20 protein-coding genes and 1 other RNA gene are annotated in these 15,992 nt (G+C 55.0%); 19 read left to right on the plus strand and 2 right to left on the minus strand.

What is annotated here, in order from left to right:
• Nucleotides 1-151 precede the first annotated feature (151 nt).
• The 12 genes from EKM95_RS07095 (at nt 152) to EKM95_RS07150 (ending at nt 8,949) form a co-directional block, all read left to right on the plus strand.
• Nucleotides 152-895, plus strand: coding sequence for a YebC/PmpR family DNA-binding transcriptional regulator (locus EKM95_RS07095; RefSeq protein WP_125697149.1), 744 nt, complete (start codon nt 152-154; stop codon nt 893-895).
• A gap of 115 nt (nt 896-1,010) precedes the next feature.
• The gene (locus EKM95_RS07100; protein WP_125697150.1) at nt 1,011-1,868 is read left to right on the plus strand and encodes an ATPase, T2SS/T4P/T4SS family; all 858 of its coding nucleotides are present in this window, start codon (nt 1,011-1,013) and stop codon (nt 1,866-1,868) included.
• Complete coding sequence (locus EKM95_RS07105) at nt 1,865-2,842, plus strand: type II secretion system F family protein (RefSeq protein WP_125697151.1); 978 nt, start codon at nt 1,865-1,867, stop codon at nt 2,840-2,842. The genes EKM95_RS07100 and EKM95_RS07105 overlap by 4 nt, the downstream gene beginning before the upstream one ends.
• Nucleotides 2,839-3,159, plus strand: a complete 321-nt coding sequence (locus tag EKM95_RS07110) for a type II secretion system protein (RefSeq protein ID WP_125697152.1) — start codon at nt 2,839-2,841, stop codon at nt 3,157-3,159. Before EKM95_RS07105 ends, EKM95_RS07110 begins: the two co-directional genes overlap by 4 nt.
• Nucleotides 3,156-3,641 (plus strand): pilus assembly FimT family protein, encoded by a 486-nt coding sequence (locus tag EKM95_RS07115; RefSeq protein ID WP_125697153.1) that lies wholly within the window; start codon nt 3,156-3,158, stop codon nt 3,639-3,641. The genes EKM95_RS07110 and EKM95_RS07115 overlap by 4 nt, the downstream gene beginning before the upstream one ends.
• An 11-nt stretch (nt 3,642-3,652) precedes the next feature.
• Nucleotides 3,653-3,952 carry a hypothetical protein gene (locus tag EKM95_RS07120; RefSeq protein ID WP_125697154.1) on the plus strand — a complete coding sequence of 100 codons (300 nt, stop codon included), beginning with the start codon at nt 3,653-3,655 and terminating at the stop codon, nt 3,950-3,952.
• Nucleotides 3,915-4,394, plus strand: coding sequence for a hypothetical protein (locus EKM95_RS07125; protein ID WP_125697155.1), 480 nt, complete (start codon nt 3,915-3,917; stop codon nt 4,392-4,394). The genes EKM95_RS07120 and EKM95_RS07125 overlap by 38 nt, the downstream gene beginning before the upstream one ends.
• On the plus strand, nt 4,378-4,569 hold the full coding sequence (locus EKM95_RS07130) for a hypothetical protein (protein ID WP_125697156.1): 192 nt from the start codon (nt 4,378-4,380) through the stop codon (nt 4,567-4,569). The genes EKM95_RS07125 and EKM95_RS07130 overlap by 17 nt, the downstream gene beginning before the upstream one ends.
• A 112-nt stretch (nt 4,570-4,681) precedes the next feature.
• Nucleotides 4,682-5,701, plus strand: a complete 1,020-nt coding sequence (locus EKM95_RS07135) for a class I SAM-dependent methyltransferase (RefSeq protein ID WP_125697157.1) — start codon at nt 4,682-4,684, stop codon at nt 5,699-5,701.
• Nucleotides 5,702-5,747: 46 nt separating this feature from the next.
• Nucleotides 5,748-6,944, plus strand: a complete 1,197-nt coding sequence (locus tag EKM95_RS07140; protein WP_125697158.1) for an acetate/propionate family kinase — start codon at nt 5,748-5,750, stop codon at nt 6,942-6,944.
• Nucleotides 6,945-7,004: 60 nt separating this feature from the next.
• A complete protein-coding gene (locus EKM95_RS07145; protein WP_125697159.1) occupies nt 7,005-7,463 on the plus strand; it encodes a hypothetical protein in 459 nt (152 codons plus the stop codon).
• Nucleotides 7,464-7,623: 160 nt separating this feature from the next.
• Nucleotides 7,624-8,949: an amino acid permease gene (locus tag EKM95_RS07150; protein ID WP_125697181.1), complete on the plus strand. Its 1,326-nt coding sequence runs from the start codon at nt 7,624-7,626 to the stop codon at nt 8,947-8,949.
• Nucleotides 8,950-9,004: 55 nt separating this feature from the next.
• Here EKM95_RS07150 and EKM95_RS07155 read toward each other — a convergent pair whose 3' ends face one another.
• Complete coding sequence (locus EKM95_RS07155) at nt 9,005-9,523, minus strand: hypothetical protein (RefSeq protein ID WP_125697160.1); 519 nt, start codon at nt 9,521-9,523, stop codon at nt 9,005-9,007.
• Nucleotides 9,524-9,753: 230 nt separating this feature from the next.
• Nucleotides 9,754-10,118: a transfer-messenger RNA gene (gene ssrA, locus EKM95_RS07160) on the minus strand.
• A gap of 112 nt (nt 10,119-10,230) precedes the next feature.
• Here ssrA and EKM95_RS07165 point away from each other — a divergent pair.
• From EKM95_RS07165 to EKM95_RS07190, 7 genes are all read left to right on the plus strand, one after another.
• Nucleotides 10,231-10,644, plus strand: coding sequence for an SdpI family protein (locus tag EKM95_RS07165; protein WP_125697161.1), 414 nt, complete (start codon nt 10,231-10,233; stop codon nt 10,642-10,644).
• An 11-nt stretch (nt 10,645-10,655) separates the two neighbouring features.
• Nucleotides 10,656-11,378, plus strand: coding sequence for a response regulator transcription factor (locus EKM95_RS07170; RefSeq protein WP_125697162.1), 723 nt, complete (start codon nt 10,656-10,658; stop codon nt 11,376-11,378).
• A complete protein-coding gene (locus tag EKM95_RS07175; RefSeq protein ID WP_125697163.1) occupies nt 11,375-12,841 on the plus strand; it encodes a sensor histidine kinase in 1,467 nt (488 codons plus the stop codon). The genes EKM95_RS07170 and EKM95_RS07175 overlap by 4 nt, the downstream gene beginning before the upstream one ends.
• Nucleotides 12,842-12,985: 144 nt before the next feature.
• Complete coding sequence (locus EKM95_RS11650; protein WP_164510120.1) at nt 12,986-13,144, plus strand: hypothetical protein; 159 nt, start codon at nt 12,986-12,988, stop codon at nt 13,142-13,144.
• Between the two features lie 184 nt (nt 13,145-13,328).
• On the plus strand, nt 13,329-14,114 hold the full coding sequence (locus tag EKM95_RS07180) for a metal ABC transporter ATP-binding protein (RefSeq protein WP_125697164.1): 786 nt from the start codon (nt 13,329-13,331) through the stop codon (nt 14,112-14,114).
• Complete coding sequence (locus tag EKM95_RS07185) at nt 14,107-14,964, plus strand: metal ABC transporter permease (protein WP_125697165.1); 858 nt, start codon at nt 14,107-14,109, stop codon at nt 14,962-14,964. Before EKM95_RS07180 ends, EKM95_RS07185 begins: the two co-directional genes overlap by 8 nt.
• Complete coding sequence (locus EKM95_RS07190; protein WP_125697166.1) at nt 14,957-15,892, plus strand: metal ABC transporter solute-binding protein, Zn/Mn family; 936 nt, start codon at nt 14,957-14,959, stop codon at nt 15,890-15,892. The genes EKM95_RS07185 and EKM95_RS07190 overlap by 8 nt, the downstream gene beginning before the upstream one ends.
• The last annotated feature ends 100 nt before the right edge of the window (nt 15,893-15,992 follow it).

Below are 15,992 nucleotides of genomic sequence, written 5' to 3' on the forward strand. Positions count from 1 at the left end.
GTGCGCCATTCGCGTCCAGGCCGAACTAGCTGCTCAGACCTAGGCGCTCGGCTTCGCACCTTGTTTCTATTGTTCGTGTGTCTGTTTTTTGGTATACTACAAACGTTTATGAGCCATTTTTGGCTTTAAAAATCAGAAAAGAGGGTTAATCATGTCAGGACACTCCAAATGGCATAACATTCAAGGTCGTAAGAACGCCCAAGATGCCAAGCGTGGCAAAATTTTTCAAAAGATCTCCCGTGAGCTCTTTATGGCTGCGAGAACAGGTGGTTCTGACCCCAACAACAACCCTTCGCTTCGACTAGTCATGGACAAGGCCCGTGCTGCCAACATGCCGAAAGACAATATCAAGCGCGCGCTTGATAAAGCCGAGGGCGGCGACACGACACAATACGATGAAGTTCAATATGAAGGCTATGGGCCAGCAGGTATCGGCGTTCTCGTCGAAGCTTTGACCGATAACAAGAACCGGACGAGCTCGGATGTGCGTGTGGCGGTCACCCGCCATGGTGGCACGATGGCAAGCGCCGGTGCGGTCTCTTATATGTTTGACCGCAAAGGCTACTTCGTGATCGAACGCGAAGGCCTCGATGTTGATGAGGATCAGATGCTTGAAGCAGTGATGGAGGCTGGCGCCGACGATCTGCAATCATCCGACGACCAATTCGAGATTTTCACTGATCCAAAAGATTTCAGTACGGTTCGTGATTCCCTGGAGGAACAAGGCTTCCACTTCAGCACGGCTGAATTGACCATGGTCCCGCAAAATACCGTGGCGCTTCCGGCGGACAAGGTCGAGACTTTCCAGAACATGATCGACGCCCTGGAAGATAACGACGATGTTCAAAATGTTTACACGTCGGCTGAATGGCCAGACGAGCCAGACGAAGACTGAGCACTTTGCTAAACGCGTGATTCGGGAAACTGAGTCACGCGTTTTTTGATTCTTTTTTTCGGCTGGGTGCGTTTTTTTCCCTAATTGCGAAATCATTCATTGCGGGGGTGAAAAAATGGATCCAGTCGTGAGGTATTTGCAGCAGGCCGTCGCGGAGTCGAGTAGTGATGTCTATTTGATTCCGGATGGCGATGACTATCAGCTGGTCAAGCGGCAGCCGGGCGGGCTCAGCCGGCGCGACCCGCTGTCCGGTGAAGAAGGCAGGCGGTGGCTCAACACCTTGAAGTTTGCGGCGGGGATGAACCTGGTTGAACAGCGCCGTGTGCAGATCGGGCGGCTGACGTTGGCGGACGTCGCCGCGCAAATGCGTTTGTCGACGGTGGGTGATCATTTAGATCGAGAGACCATGGTCATTCGCCTGCTTTATGGGATTCCCGCGCTCGACAGCTATAGCCGGCCGCTTGTCGAGTCGTTGGTGCAGGCTTCAGAAGGCGGCGGCATGATCGCGCTGGCGGGGCCAACTGGCGCGGGAAAAACGACGCTCCTGTATCAAGTTGCGCGAGAGTTGGCCAGAAATAAGATGGTGCTGACGATCGAAGACCCGGTGGAGATCCTTGCGCCGGCATTTGTTCAGCTACAGGTGAATCCGCAGGCCGGGATGACCTATGAGGCGCTGTTAAAGGCCGCGCTGCGGCATCGCCCAGATGTGCTGGTGATTGGAGAGATTCGCGATCGTGCGACGGCACAGGCCGGCATCGAAGCGGCGTTATCAGGCCATGTCGTGCTGACCACGATTCATGCGCGCTCTGCGCAAGGCGTGGCCATGCGATTACAGGCATTGGGTATCGCCGCCCCATATGTCCAGGCAGCATTGCGCGTCAGTGGGTATCTTCAGCTGGCGGTTGAGCCGGTGATTCACGCACAGCTTGATCTATTGCCAGCCGTTGAAAAAAGGGGGTTGTTTGGGGCATGAAAAAAGGCAAACGACTCTCTTCCAGCCAGCAAGTTCAATTTGCGAGTACGCTCGCCCAATTACTTGAGGCCGGTTTTTCCCTGCAAACGGCACTGAGCTATCTGCTGATCGCCATGCCGCAAGCATCAACGGTCCTCAATGCCTTGCAGGGCGCGCTGACTGGCGGCGTTCGCTTCAGTCAGGCGCTGATGAGTCAGGGATTCGCTTCGCCAATCGTTTTTCAGGTGACCCTGGCAGAAGGCCACGGTGCGCTGAGCCGGGCGTTGGCCACCAGCGCCACCTTGATGCGGATGCAGCAAACGCAGCGGCGGCACCTAGCGCAACAGCTCGTCTATCCGGCGGTGCTGTTAGGTCTGTTAGCGATTTTGCAGATCGCGCTCTTGGCCGTTGCATTGCCCTTGCTTCAGCTGCCGGTGGGGCCGGCCGCTTGGGGGTCGATTGGTCTTTCAGTGGTGATGGCAATCGCTGGGGGTGTCGGCATGGTCGGGTGGCGGGTTGTGCCTGCCGCCTCGCGTGCCACCCTTGCCATGCGCGTGCCTGTGGTTCGGCGCATGATGATCCTGTTTTATCAATACCAGTTCATGACAGGGAGCCAGGCCTACCTGCTTGCGGGCCAGCAGTTGACCGATTATTTGGCGCATCTAGGGGCCATGGCAGGCAGCCCGCTTGCCAAAGTTGGGCGTCAGGCGACAGCTGACCTGAGCGCGGGGGCAACGGTGGCCGAGGTGCTTCATCATCCGTTGATTCCGCAGAGCCTGCCCGCGTTGCTTGCGCTGGGGTTGCCCCGCGAGCAAGTGGTCAATGGAATCGAGTTATTGGCAACACAACAATTTTCCCGGTTGCAAAGTGGCCTGGCCAAGGCAGTCGCCGTGGTGCAGCCGCTCCTGTTTTTAGTGATCGGTAGCCAGATCGTGCTGGTCTATCTGACCGTTTTATTGCCTCTTTATCAACAGATCGGAGGAATGGGAACATGAGACACAAAAGACGACGCGGGTTTACCCTGATCGAAGTATTGGCCGCCATTGTTTTGATCGTGGTCCTCACGGTGGCGCTGGTCGCAACGATCAACAGCCAAGTGCAGCAAGCCAATCGTCAAAACAATCGGATTCTAATCGAGACTGTGAATGCGCAACTCGTCATTACGGCCCAGCAGGTTGGTTGGGTGAAACCGACCAGTACGCAGGATCTCGTGACGCAAGGAATCATTTCCAAGGAGCAGCTGGATCGGTTAACTGGAACCGCCACATTTGATCTGACCAGCGACCCACCGCAGTTCCGAATTCGTCCATGAGACGGCGCGGCTTCACCTTGATCGAGGTCGTCGCCAGTCTTGTGGTGGCGACACTCCTTTTGACTGTCGCGCTTGCGGGGGCCAGGCAGTTGATCGCGCAGCAGTCCGCGCAACATTTTATGCAGGCATGGCAGGCAAGCTGGCGCGCGCAACGACTGGCGACAGCGCGAACCGGACAACGCGCACGGCTGGTCGCTTCCTATTATGAGCAGTGGGTGCGGGTGGGACCATGGCCGGCAAAAATGAGCGTCAGCAAATGGGAAACGGCCGGCACGACGCAGACCTTTGTTTTGCCAAAAGGGGTCTCTTTGCGCTGGCCCAAGGCAAAAAATGTCATCTTTCCAGCCGATGCGGAAATGGTCTATCAAGGCGGCGATTCGTTCAGCGGGCTGGTCACGTTGATTTTTGATTTTGCGGATGGCCACAGCGAGTCGGTCAGTTCACAGATGAGTTGGGGGGAATTGCGGTGGTATCGCGACTAAAAGGGAGCACCATGGTCGAACATCTTGCGGCGCTGATGGTACTGGTGCTCGCCGCTTCATGGCTGGTCCTGATTCAATCCTTTTATTTGCGGACTGTGAAGCCGGCGCGGCTGGAAATGTCGGCCAAAGAGGCGGCACTGATTGGACTCCACGAGCTTCAGGGGCGTGGCCAAAAGGTTGATGAATTGGCGACCACTGTCAGATACGGTCTCGAAAGCTGGCAAATTCAGCTGACCGAAACGGGCATCTTAGTGACAGGGGAGGGACACCACTATGAATTTATCCTATCGGGGGATGAGACGGCGCGGTAACACTATGGTCGAGGCCATGATCGCGGTGGCATTATTTGTGGGGGTCGTTTTACTTTGGCGGCCGGTCCTTCGCGGCTTTTTGGTGGCGGCCTGGCTAGATCGGGATTACTTGCTGGCCATGAGCGCCCAGACGCGGTTGGAGGAGATGGCGCAACAAGCGACGACGATGACAATCAACCACGCTGAGACAGGGGATGAATGGCAGGTGACGACCTCTGCCGACTCATTCATCGTCTCGGCCGGCAAAAAGCCAACTGGGCCGTATCTATACCGGACCCCGGGCTTTAATCCACTCGTGATCGGCGTCGCCAAATGGACATTAGAACCATTGGCAAACGGGGAAATCGAATGGACCTTCAAGACGCCACAACAAATCGAGTTTTCTGGGATTCTGTCTCAGTCGCCAGCAAAGGAGCGTGATGGAGATGCGTCGACGCGGTAGTGCGCTGATCTTTGCCGTCGCCATTTTCGCGGTGATGACCCTCGCTGGGGCAGCAATCATGGCTGAAATGGCCCAGTGGCGTCTCAATTATCAACAGCGCAGTCAGACGCTGACAGTGCGCCTTCAAAGCGCTTGGCAGACGTATTGGGAGGACGGCGCATCTGAGGGGCCTTGAATGAATGCCGATGCGGCGCGGTTGTAACCGTGCCCATCGGCTTTTTTAAAGCCTTGAAACTGGCCTGTCTCATAGGTAAAATGGAACTTGTATTATCAAAGGAGGGAGACGCTTGGCAAACGAGTTGAAGTCGCTTTATACCGTGTTGGAACAAACAACGACGATGCTGGCGAAACAGCTGGATACCAGCTTTTTGGCCAGTGCAATCGAGTCTGGCGAAAACCTCCAAGCGGGAACTGTGAAGCAGGAGGATGGCAAGCCGGATGCAGAAACGGCGGCTAAGATGCAGGAACAGTACGATCAGATCGATCTGGGTGCTTTTTCTGCAGAGGACATCCGTCAGGCATTGCAGTTGTTGTTGGTTGAGGCAATCAGGCGCGATGCCATTGAGCCAAACAAGCAAGTGACGCCTGATGCGATGGCGAGCCTGGCGACGTACCTGGTCACGATCTTTGCGGGTGATCTGAGCAGTCCGGTCACGGTGGTCGATCCTGTGGCAGGCAGCGGTAATCTGATCTTTGCGGTGATGAACCAGTTGCATGCCGCGCTGAAGGTGACGACGACAGGGGTGCTGGTCGATAACGATGAGGACCTGTTGGCGTTTGCGGCCATGAGCGGTCAGTTGCAGCATCAGGACGCCCAGTATTTTCACCAAGATGCGCTGGCCACGCCGCCGGTCACGCAGGCGGATCTGGTCGTTGCAGATCTACCGGTCGGGTATTATCCGGTGGATGAGCGCGCCAAGCAGTTTGCCACGGCGGCTGAGTCTGGCCACTCGTATGTGCATCATCTGCTACTTGAGCAGAGCCTGCACTTCTTGAAGCCTGGTGGACTCGGATTGTTTTTCGTGCCGAGCAATGTTTTCCAGAAGGATGAAGCGAAGGGCCTGACCGCATGGCTGGCAAAAACGACTTACCTGCAAGGCCTCTTGAATCTGCCTGAGGACTTCTTTGCGAGCAAGGCCGCTGAAAAATCGTTGCTGGTCTTGCAGCGGCCGGGTGGCTCGGCGCAGCGCGTCAACCAGGTTCTGTTGGGCACATTTCCCGCGCTCAATGATAAACAAGCATTCAGTCGCTTTATCGGCGACGTGAATCGCTGGGCGGCGACCAACCTCGCGCCCGCGCACCACTGAAATTAACCAGGGGTCATTGATCGATCCCGTTTAAGGAGATGTACTGATGACAAAGATTCTCGCAATCAACGCCGGCAGTTCGACGTTGAAGTTCAAATTGTTTGAAATGCCTGAGGAGACCGTGATCGCAAGTGGCATGGTCGATCGGATGGGCCTGCCGAATTCCAAGTTCAAGGTCAAGTATGGCGATGGCCAACAATACTTAGTGAACCAGGATATTCCAACGGCAGACATGGCCGTGGACCTGTTGCTGAAGGCACTGATCGACCTCAAGATCATCGGCGATTACAAAGAGATCGAAGGCATTGGCCACCGCATCGTCGCAGGCGGCGAGCGGTTCAAAGAATCTGAAGTGATCGACGCGGCGTCGCTGAAAGAAGTGCGCGCCCTCTCAGATTATGCGCCACTGCACAATCCAGCTGAAGCTGACGGCATCCAGGCCTTTATGCACCTGCTGCCAGGCGTGCCGGAAGTCGGCGTCTTTGACACATCGTTCCACACGACCATGCCGAAGATGAATTACCTCTACTCGATCAAGCGCGAGTATTACGAAAAGTTTGGGGCGCGTAAATATGGCGCCCATGGGACCAGTCACCGTTACGTTTCCCATCGTGCGGCCGAAATGCTCGGCAAGGACCTCAAGGACTTGAAGATGGTCACTTTGCATTTGGGCTCTGGCGCTTCGATCACCGCGGAAAAAGATGGCAAGTCGTTTGATACCTCGATGGGCTTCACCCCGTTGGCTGGGATCACGATGAGCACTCGTAGCGGCGACATTGACCCATCGTTGGTTGCCTTTTTGCAGCAAAAGCTTGGCTTGAAGGATCCACAAGAGATGATCGATATTCTGAACAACGAAAGCGGCTTGGTCGCGTTGTCAGAACTGTCTCCGGACATGCGTGAACTGGAAAAAACGCGTGAGACGCGCCCACAGTCCCAGCTGGCGATCGACATCTTCGTCAACCGCGTCATCAAATACGTGGCCGGCTACATTGCCGAAATGGGCGGCATCGACGCGCTGGTCTTTGCCGGTGGTATGGGCGAAGGCGATCCGAAGATGCGTCAGCGCATCATCGATGGCCTCTCCGTCTTTGGCCCGAAACTCGATCCTGTTTTGAACGACGTTGACACGGTTGAGCGTGTGATCTCCAGCGATGACTCTCCGGTCGCCATGCTTCTGGTGCCGACTAACGAGGAATTGATGATTGCCCGCGATGTTGTGCGCCTTGCACATTTAGGTTAAAAATAAGAGGCTGGGTCGCACATTTGGGCGGCCCACCTTCTTTAGAAATGAGGTGCCGTCATGCAATGGACGAGTATTTTATATATCGTGGTGTTCATCGTTGCGGCTGTGGCCGTTGGGCTGTTTCGGCGGCAGGTGGTTTACGCGGCCCGGGCGCGGCGGGGCTGGCGGATCTTTTATCTGGTCGCAGCTGGGCTGATCCTGGCGATGACCCTGGTGATCTCAAAGACCGTGGATGAGTATGTGAGCGGGTTTTTCATCTGCGGGATGTTTCTGATCTTCGCTTTTTGGCAACGCGGGCTCACCACCAGTGCCGTCATCAATGGCCTGGGTAGTGTGCGCGCCTACCGCACCTTTTCTGCGATTCGGTTGCAGGCAGATGGAACTAGCGGCACCAGCATGCAGGCCATGGTCGGTTCGGTGACAGTGGTGAAAATGCGGTTCAAAGATGATCCAAAGTTCGTCGCGAAGTTTTTGAAGCGGCGGATGGACCCACAGCGCGTGATCATCGTGCAGTGAACAACTTTCATGAAAGTAGTAATAAAAGCGGCGTGACGCGATTCATGCCGCTTTTTGATTCGCCATCGGGAGGAAGCCTCGCCGCTTGCCGCGTATACTGATTCTAAGGAATAGAAGGGAACGATGTTGATTGACGCAGCACAGCACACACCAGCCGCAAATGGCCCGCAGTTTAAAGAGTCGCCACATCCAATTGATCGCGATCGGTGGTACGATCGGGACCGGCTTATTTTTGGGGGCAGGCCAATCGATTCACTTGGCGGGGCCCTCGATCTTGCTGGCGTATCTGCTGGCTGGCATCATGTGTTTTGCCTTGATGCGCGCGCTGGGTGAATTGATGCTGTCGGACGTCGATCAACACTCGTTTGTCGATTTTATCAATCGCTATTTGGGTCCGCGTTGGGCGTTCATCACTGGCTGGACGTATTGGGTCTGTTGGATCGCGATCGCGATGGCGGAAGTGACGGCAATCGGGCTATACATTCGGTTTTGGCTCCCAGGCCTCCCGCAATGGGTACCTGGACTGATCGCATTGGCGCTGCTGGCGTTGCTCAATCTGATCTCCGTTGGGGCGTTCGGCGAAACGGAATTTTGGTTTGCGCTGATCAAAGTGGCGGCGATCATCGCGTTGATCGCCATTGGGGCTGTGATGATCGGCTTTCATTACCGCACCGCGGTAGGCCACGCCAGCCTGCACAATCTGACGGCGTTTGGCGGCTTTTTTCCAACTGGGGTCCGCGGGTTCTTCTTATCGTTTCAAATGGTGACCTTCAGTTTCGTCGGTATCGAGATGGTCGGGATGACGGCTGGCGAGGCGCAAGATCCTGAGAAGGTGATTCCCGAGGCCATCAATAAATTGCCTGTGCGGATCATTTTGTTTTACATAGGGGCCTTGTTTGTCCTGATGTGCATTTATCCTTGGAACACCTTCAGCGCAAATGCCAGCCCGTTTGTTCAGGTGTTCAACAATGTCGGCATCAAGATCGCGGCGGATGTGATCAACTTTGTGGTCCTGACCGCGGCGGCGTCGGCCTGCAATTCCAGCCTGTTTTCGACCGGGCGCATGCTGTTTTCACTCACGCTACCGACGAAGGGAAAATTGCACTGGTTCTCCCATTTGTCTCGCCGCCAAGTGCCGGCCCGTGCGATCGTCGGCTCGGCGCTGGTGATCGCGGTGGCAGTCCTGCTCAACATGGTGTTGCCGGACCACGTGTTCAGCGTCATCTCAAGTGTCGCAACGACCAGCTTCCTGTTTGTGTGGAGTATGATCATTTTGGCGCATCTCCGGTTCAAAAAAGCGCATCCCGGCAAAACAGCTTTTCCGGCACCGCTATTTCCTGTGGCGGACTGGTTTGTGTTGGCTTTCTTGCTGATGATCGCGGTGGTGATGATGCTACGCCAAGAAACGGCGATCGCGGAACTCCTGGCGATCGCTTGGCTGATCTTTTTGGCCTTCGCGTACCGTTTGCGAGAACGGCGCGCCTAAAAAAGATTGAATCAAAAAAGTCGCGGCGTTTGGCCTCGACTTTTTTGCATCCTGCTCATTGCTCATTGACAATCGCGGCTTTGAGCGCTTGCGCGGCGCCTGTTTCGCTGACGGTCTTGTAGGCCTTATAGGCACCGTAGAAATCACCTTTGGCCAGCGCCTGTCGCAGTGGCTGTAGCTGACTTTCGGAAAATAGGACCTGCGCCGCCGCTGTGGCCTGGGTGCTAGATAAGCCGGCCGCCGTCTGCAGGAGGTCCGCGGCCTTAGCTTGATTTTGGGCGGCGGCGACGATCGTACTCATTTTGGTAGCCTTGAGCGTCGATGCGACCTGATCCAGCGTCGCGTCGGTGTCCGGGTTGCCATTTTTCGCCGCGTCAATGCGCTGAACGATCTGGTCCTTGACTACGTTATCGGCAGGGGTGTTGCCACCTGTCAGTGTGCGCAGCCCATTATTGAGTTGCGGGAAAAAGGCCACCCCTAGGCCAATCAAAATGACGAGGGTCAGCCCGATCGCGAGGAGAATCTTTGGCCAGCGACGTTTGCGCGGTCGATTTGTCATACGTGTTTGGGTCATGGGACCATTCCTTTCATTTATAAACAGAAAGGGCCTCCGCTGGCCGCAAACTCTGCGGCTGGAGACCCATTTGTGTATCTTTATGCATTGGCGACTCTTTGCACCCTGCGCCTTGTTGTGTCTACTTTGTGCCTACGAATTGCCACAGACACGGGTTCTACCAAAAACTAAAGCCTGAAAACACCGTCATACCGGTATTTATTAAAATACATTTGGCAGAAGAACCTCGAAAATGGAGGTGAGGAGAATCGAACTCCTGTCCATCAGCCCTGCTACACCCAGCTCTACACTCATAGTCGATTCATTTGAATTTCGCCAACGCGCCGCGCCAACCGGCTAGGCTAACGCGCGAGGGCTATCCTGAGAATCTCTTGCGGCTCCCTCAGGCGGCAGGAGACGCCGTAGCTCAATGATTTGAGACCTGACACCGCCGCTTGAGCGACAACGGGCAGATCACGCTAAGCTGTTATTAAGCAGCCAGGGCGTAAGAATTTTCGTTTTTTGCAGTTAAATTAACTGTTTCCGTTGATGACGGAGCCGAGCCTCCGGAGTGCACTACATGCGCGAAGACCAATGTCGAGACCATTACACCCCCGATAGTTGCAACCGTCATGATAGCATGGACTAGAAAGGTTTGTCAAAGTTTGGCCGGGGTGCTAGGCTGGATATAAAATATACGTTACAATTTGGTGATAGGAGAATTCGGTATGATTTTTATGATCGCTGGCGCTGTCCAGTTTGTGATCGGTGTCCTCTTTTTGATCGCACCAGCAAAAAAGCCAAGTAGCTTTTACGGGTATGTCTCATACCTGGCCCGTGTCACGGATGAGGGGTTCGTGTTGGCGCAAAAATGGGCGCGCAATGCGCTACTGGTGACCGGGACGCTTGAGATCGCGGCGGGGGCTGCGATCAGAGCCTTGCACTGGGAAGGCTTTTTCATCATTTGGCTGATTTTGGCCGTGCTCTTGTTTTTGCCGATGTTCACCTATACTGAAAGCAAATTGAAGCAATATTTGACAGCTCATGACGCGATGCCGACCGACTATGTGGATCCAGACGAGGCGCTCAAAGCGCGCTCGGCTCACCGCTACCGGCAAGGCTACCGTGATCAACGAAAGTGAGGCCCCTCATAATGAAGATTTTAATGATCGAGGACAACGAAAGCGTTGCCCAGATGATGGACATGTTTTTCAAGAAGGAACAGTGGGACGTGGTCAATGCGTATGACGGCGAGGAGGGGCTTGCCCAGTTCAACGCGGCGCCCGACAGCTTCGATCTCATCACCCTGGATCTCAACCTGCCGAAAATGGATGGGATGCAGGTCGCCCAAGAGATTCGCAAGACGTCAAAAACGGTGCCGCTGATCATGCTGACGGCGCGCGATTCGGAAAGCGACCAGGTGCTTGGCCTAGAGCTTGGGGCGGATGATTATGTGACCAAGCCGTTTTCCCCGATCACGCTGGTCGCGCGTATCAAGGCCCTGCATCGACGCGCTGAAGTCAGCGACGCGCCGGCTGAGGCCAAGCCGGAGACCACGGCTGAATACGACGTGGTGACGCCGCATTTCAAGCTCAGCACCAAGACGCGCGAGGCGTTTTTGGATGACGAGCCGATCGAGGGCCTCACGCCTAAGGAATTCGACTTGCTCCACACGCTGGCGCAAAATCCTAAGCAGGTGTTCTCACGGGAACAGCTCCTTCAGTTGGTGTGGGATTACGAATATTACGGCGATGAACGCACCGTCGACGCGCATATCAAAAAACTTCGGCAGAAGATCGAAAAGGTTGGCCCACAGATCATCCAGACGGTCTGGGGGGTTGGCTATAAATTCGATGATTCAGGGCTCGATAAATGAAGATGCTCTACCAGCAGATGCTCGCCTTTTTCGGTGTGATCTTGGTCACGCTGGCGGTCGTCTCCATTTTGTTTATCCGCTCCACGACAAGTAACGTCTGGGAGACTAGCTTCGATCAGCTTGAACAATATACAGATGTGCTCAAGGATCGGGCGGTCGATAGCAACACGTACCTGATCAACTCGCAGTTCATCCAAAACTCCGAGGAGATTCTCAAGGACCAGCACGTGCATTTCATTATTTATGATGCCAAAAACAATGCACGTTACCCGGCGCAAGCAGCAAATGGTGGGGCCGAGCCAATCGCCAGCAATTACTGGAAGCAGCTGAAAAATGGTAATGCGGTCGCACTGCCTGAGCTGACGACCAATCCGGCAGATGGCAAGGCGCAAAGCATGACCATCTATTATAAGCCTGTCTTTTTGGACAATGAGTTGCTGTTTGTCATCGCCGCGTATGCCCCGGTCGACAATATTCAGGCCTCGATCAAAAAAACAGAGCATAACTTGTTGATCGCCTTTCTGTTGTCGATGCTGGCGGCAATCGTCATTTCCTATTTTGTCGCGCGCTATCAGACGGGGCGGATCAATCGCCTGCGGCTGGCGACTCACCAGGTGGCGGAAGGGGATTACGACGTCGAGGTGAAGGTCAAGGGGAGTCAGCGCGATGAAGTCGTGGCGCTGGCTAACGATTTTCAAGACATGGTGCAAAGTTTGCGAGCCAGCCAAGCGGAGATCAAGCGCCAGGAAGAGCGGCGCCGGCAGTTCATGGCGGATGCGGCTCATGAGATGCGCACGCCGCTCACCACAATCAATGGGCTCTTGGAAGGCCTCGCGTATGATGCGATTCCGGAAGAGAGCAAGGGCGAGTCGATTCAGTTGATGCGCCGGGAGACCAACCGTCTGATCCGACTGGTCAACGAAAATCTGGACTACGAAAAAATTCGGACCAACCAGATCATGCTTAACAAGCAGACATTCAATGCGACTGAAGCGTTGCACGATATTGTCTCGCAGCTGACAAAAAAGGCGCAGGATGCCGGCGACACGATCACCATTGAGGCCGCAGACGAGGTGCCGGTCTTCGCCGACCATGACCGCTTCGTGCAGGTCCTTTTCAACATCACGCAAAACGCGATTCAGTTTACCCAAAATGGGACGATCACGGTGCGGGCCAAGGCGGGCTATCACCAGACTGAGCTGGCGGTCACCGACAGCGGCATTGGGATGAGCCCAGATCAGGTCAAAAATATCTGGGAGCGGTATTATAAGGCTGACCCATCCCGGAAAAATACGAAGTACGGCGAATCCGGGTTGGGCTTGGCGATCGTGCATCAACTGGTCACCCTGCATGGCGGCGAGATCAAGGTCGATTCTGAGCTTGGCAAAGGCACCACGTTTACCCTGACCTTCCCCGATGAGGAGACAGCGCCGAAGCAGGCACCAATCACGCATACCAAATAGGAGGCAGGCGACATGGCAGATGTCCTGGTCGACGCACTCTATATTCTCAGCGAATTTCTTTTTCTTCCGGTAGCTGTTTCGCCCGCATCGTAGCGGCGACTTTGGCTGCGGCTGGCGCTGGCGATTCTACTAAACACTGCGTTGATGGGCAGTGGTGTCCTGTTGTTCGTGAATGGCCTGGGTGGCCCGAAGTGGCTGCCGCTGGTCGGTGGCGCCTTGGTAATCGGCGTCTTCGGTTTTTTGATAGGCTATTCGCTACGCAATTTTTGGCGGGCCTACCAAGCGTCGCGCACCGCAAAATGAGACCAGACATTTCTAATCAGAACACTCGGCTACGGCTGGGTGTTTTTTTATGTCGATACAGGCGAAATCGATTTCATTAGAATCAAATGTGTCGCAGGAATTAGAAATTGCTTTTTTCAGAAACGTTCGGTAGAATGACGATATAGACAAAGTTAGGCTCGCCTAACCAAAGGAGGAATTATCTATGCTCAGAGTCAAGGGCCTGTCCGCGGCATACGAAGGGACCCCGATCTTCTCTGACGTGTCTGTCGATTTTGCACCGGGTAAGATCACTGGCATCATCGGACCAAATGGCGCAGGCAAATCAACATTGATCAAAAATATGCTGAACTTGGTGAAACCGGTGAACGGGTACGCGGATTTTAATGGCGTTCCGCTGGTGAAACAAGCGGCCTCCGTTGCCTATATCGAGCAACGCGCGGAGATCGATCTGACTTTTCCCATCGACGTCTTGGATGTGATCGTGATGGGTACCTATCCGAAACTTGGATGGTTCAAGGTGCCTGGTAAAACGCAGCGTGCCCAAGCCAAGGCGGCGCTTTCAAAGGTCGGATTGAGTGACTTTGCCCATCGTCAGATCGGCAACCTCTCTGGCGGGCAGCTGCAGCGCGTGTTCGTTGCGCGGGCCATCGTTCAGGAGGCGCCGCTGGTCTTCATGGATGAGCCGTTCGTTGGCATCGACATGCAAAGTGAGGCCGAGATCATTCGCATTCTCAAGGAATGGCGGGCGGCGGGCAAAACAATCGTCGTGGTCCATCATGATCTCAACAAGGTCAGCCAGTATTTCGATGAGCTGGTGATCATGAGTCCGGGCGCTGGCATTGTCGCGCACGGGCCGGTAGATGAGGTCTTCACGCAAGCCAATATTCAGGCGGCCTTCTCGCCAGATCTCGGCAATGTGTTGTTTGGGTCCGGTAAGGCCGAGACGGCAGGCGCCGCGCAAAAACAGGAGGTGGCCTTCAATGACTAGTCTTGTCGCATTTTTCAACGGCTTGATGCAGTACAACTTCCTACAGACGGCACTGATCACCGCCATCATGGTTGGAGTCATGTCCGGTATCATCGGCAGTTTCATTATTTTGCGCGGGATGTCGCTGATGGGGGATGCAATCTCCCACGCGGTGCTGCCGGGTGTGGCCGTTGCCTACATGCTTGGCATCAACGTCGTCTTCGGGGCTGCCTTCTTCGGCATTTTGGCCGCCCTGTTGATTGGGTTTGTGGCCGATCGCACCAAGTTGAAAAATGATACTGCGATCGGCATCGTTTTCTCCGCCTTTTTCGCCTTGGGGTTTATTTTGATCTCGCTGGCGGAGAGCTCGACGAACTTGCATCACGTGCTGTTTGGCAACGTGCTGGCGGTATCCGATTCCGACCTGTTGCTGACAAATGCGGTGCTGGTCGTGGTCGTTTTGTTCACCGTCTTATTTTACAAGGAACTGCTGGTCTCCTCCTTTGATCCGCATTACGCGCAGGCATATGGGCTGAAGGTGCAAGTGCTACATTATGGCCTGATGTTGATGCTGACGCTGGTGACCGTGTCCGCCTTGCAAACAGTTGGCATCATCCTGATTGTTGCAATGCTGGTCACGCCGGCTGCGACTGCCTTCTTGTGGACGGAGAACATGGGCGTGATGCTGGTGTTGTCCGCGTCGATCGGCGCCGTGTCCGCATTGATCGGGTTGTATTTCAGCTATACCTTCAACTGGGCGTCCGGCCCGGCAATCGTGTTGACCGCCGCCGTCCTGTTTTTACTCTCGTTCATTCTCTCGCCAAAACAGGGCCTGCTCCGTCAGCTGAAGGGTGGTGCCGCCAATGCTTAAGCGCCTGGGTATCACCAGTCTGTTGCTGGCGGCGGTGACCGGCTTTGTCTTGTGGTTCGTGAATGCCAAACCGGTCCGGGTGATGGGCGATGCCAGCACAATGCGAATCGTCACCACCAATTCGATTTTGGAAGACATGACCGAGCAAGTAGTTGGCAGCCGCGCGGAAGTGTATAGTATCGTGCCGCGCGGACAAGATCCTCACGAATACGAGCCGAAGCCATCCGACGCCCAAGCCACCGCGGCCGCGGATTTGATCTTCCATAACGGGCTCAAGCTCGAGACCGGTGGCAACGGCTGGTTCACAAAATTGGTGGCCAATGCCGGCAAACGGGACAACAAAGAAGTCTTTGCGGCATCTGAAGGCGTCACAGCTCGGTATGTGAACGGCGACAAAAACTCCCCGGATCCGCACGCCTGGCTGGATATCGCCAATGGGATTCGGTACATCAAAAACATTGCGGCGGCCGTGATCGACAAAGATCCGGCGCATGCAAAAGAGTATCAAGCCAACGCTGATGCCTACATCGCCAAACTCACCAAGTTGGACCAGGCGGCCAAGCAACAATTTGCCGACATCCCGGCGGCCAAAAAACTGCTGGTGACCTCTGAAGGCGCGTTCCAGTATTTCAGCGCGGCCTACGATCTGACGCCGACCTTCATCTGGGCAATCAACACCGAATCCCAGGGGACGCCAGAACAATTGCGCACCGTTTTGGCCAAGATCGAGGCCAGTGACGTGCCAGTGCTGTTCGTCGAGACCTCGGTGTCGAAAAAGGCGATGCAAAAAGTCAGCCAGGATAGTGGCAAGCCAATCTACGCGACACTGTTCACGGATTCCCTCGCCAAAAAAGGTCAGAAAGGCGACACCTACCTGACCATGATGCAATGGAATCTGTCTCACATTCATGCGGGATTGGCACAGTGATCGCAATTGGCTAAAGGCAAGTGACTGGGCCAGGTTTGCGCTCCATCCCAAAAGTGCTCGGCGCCGCACCCTTTTTTCCTTTGTGCTACAATGAGCGTAA

The organism is Lacticaseibacillus yichunensis (assembly GCF_003946405.1).
Classification (GTDB): domain Bacteria; phylum Bacillota; class Bacilli; order Lactobacillales; family Lactobacillaceae; genus Lacticaseibacillus; species Lacticaseibacillus yichunensis.

Excerpts from the sequence above, each read along its gene's own strand:
- EKM95_RS07095 (WP_125697149.1), top strand. The coding sequence starts at position 152 with ATGTCAGGACACTCCAAATGGCATAACATTCAAGGTCGTAAGAACGCC.
- EKM95_RS07100 (WP_125697150.1), top strand. The coding sequence starts at position 1,011 with ATGGATCCAGTCGTGAGGTATTTGCAGCAGGCCGTCGCGGAGTCGAGT.
- EKM95_RS07105 (WP_125697151.1), top strand. The coding sequence starts at position 1,865 with ATGAAAAAAGGCAAACGACTCTCTTCCAGCCAGCAAGTTCAATTTGCG.
- EKM95_RS07110 (WP_125697152.1), top strand. The coding sequence starts at position 2,839 with ATGAGACACAAAAGACGACGCGGGTTTACCCTGATCGAAGTATTGGCC.
- EKM95_RS07115 (WP_125697153.1), top strand. The coding sequence starts at position 3,156 with ATGAGACGGCGCGGCTTCACCTTGATCGAGGTCGTCGCCAGTCTTGTG.
- EKM95_RS07120 (WP_125697154.1), top strand. The coding sequence starts at position 3,653 with ATGGTCGAACATCTTGCGGCGCTGATGGTACTGGTGCTCGCCGCTTCA.
- EKM95_RS07125 (WP_125697155.1), top strand. The coding sequence starts at position 3,915 with ATGAATTTATCCTATCGGGGGATGAGACGGCGCGGTAACACTATGGTC.
- EKM95_RS07130 (WP_125697156.1), top strand. The coding sequence starts at position 4,378 with ATGCGTCGACGCGGTAGTGCGCTGATCTTTGCCGTCGCCATTTTCGCG.
- EKM95_RS07140 (WP_125697158.1), top strand. The coding sequence starts at position 5,748 with ATGACAAAGATTCTCGCAATCAACGCCGGCAGTTCGACGTTGAAGTTC.
- EKM95_RS07145 (WP_125697159.1), top strand. The coding sequence starts at position 7,005 with ATGCAATGGACGAGTATTTTATATATCGTGGTGTTCATCGTTGCGGCT.
- EKM95_RS07150 (WP_125697181.1), top strand. The coding sequence starts at position 7,624 with ATGGCCCGCAGTTTAAAGAGTCGCCACATCCAATTGATCGCGATCGGT.
- EKM95_RS07155 (WP_125697160.1), bottom strand. The coding sequence starts at position 9,523 with ATGACCCAAACACGTATGACAAATCGACCGCGCAAACGTCGCTGGCCA.
- EKM95_RS07165 (WP_125697161.1), top strand. The coding sequence starts at position 10,231 with ATGATTTTTATGATCGCTGGCGCTGTCCAGTTTGTGATCGGTGTCCTC.
- EKM95_RS07170 (WP_125697162.1), top strand. The coding sequence starts at position 10,656 with ATGAAGATTTTAATGATCGAGGACAACGAAAGCGTTGCCCAGATGATG.
- EKM95_RS07175 (WP_125697163.1), top strand. The coding sequence starts at position 11,375 with ATGAAGATGCTCTACCAGCAGATGCTCGCCTTTTTCGGTGTGATCTTG.
- EKM95_RS11650 (WP_164510120.1), top strand. The coding sequence starts at position 12,986 with ATGGGCAGTGGTGTCCTGTTGTTCGTGAATGGCCTGGGTGGCCCGAAG.
- EKM95_RS07180 (WP_125697164.1), top strand. The coding sequence starts at position 13,329 with ATGCTCAGAGTCAAGGGCCTGTCCGCGGCATACGAAGGGACCCCGATC.
- EKM95_RS07185 (WP_125697165.1), top strand. The coding sequence starts at position 14,107 with ATGACTAGTCTTGTCGCATTTTTCAACGGCTTGATGCAGTACAACTTC.
- EKM95_RS07190 (WP_125697166.1), top strand. The coding sequence starts at position 14,957 with ATGCTTAAGCGCCTGGGTATCACCAGTCTGTTGCTGGCGGCGGTGACC.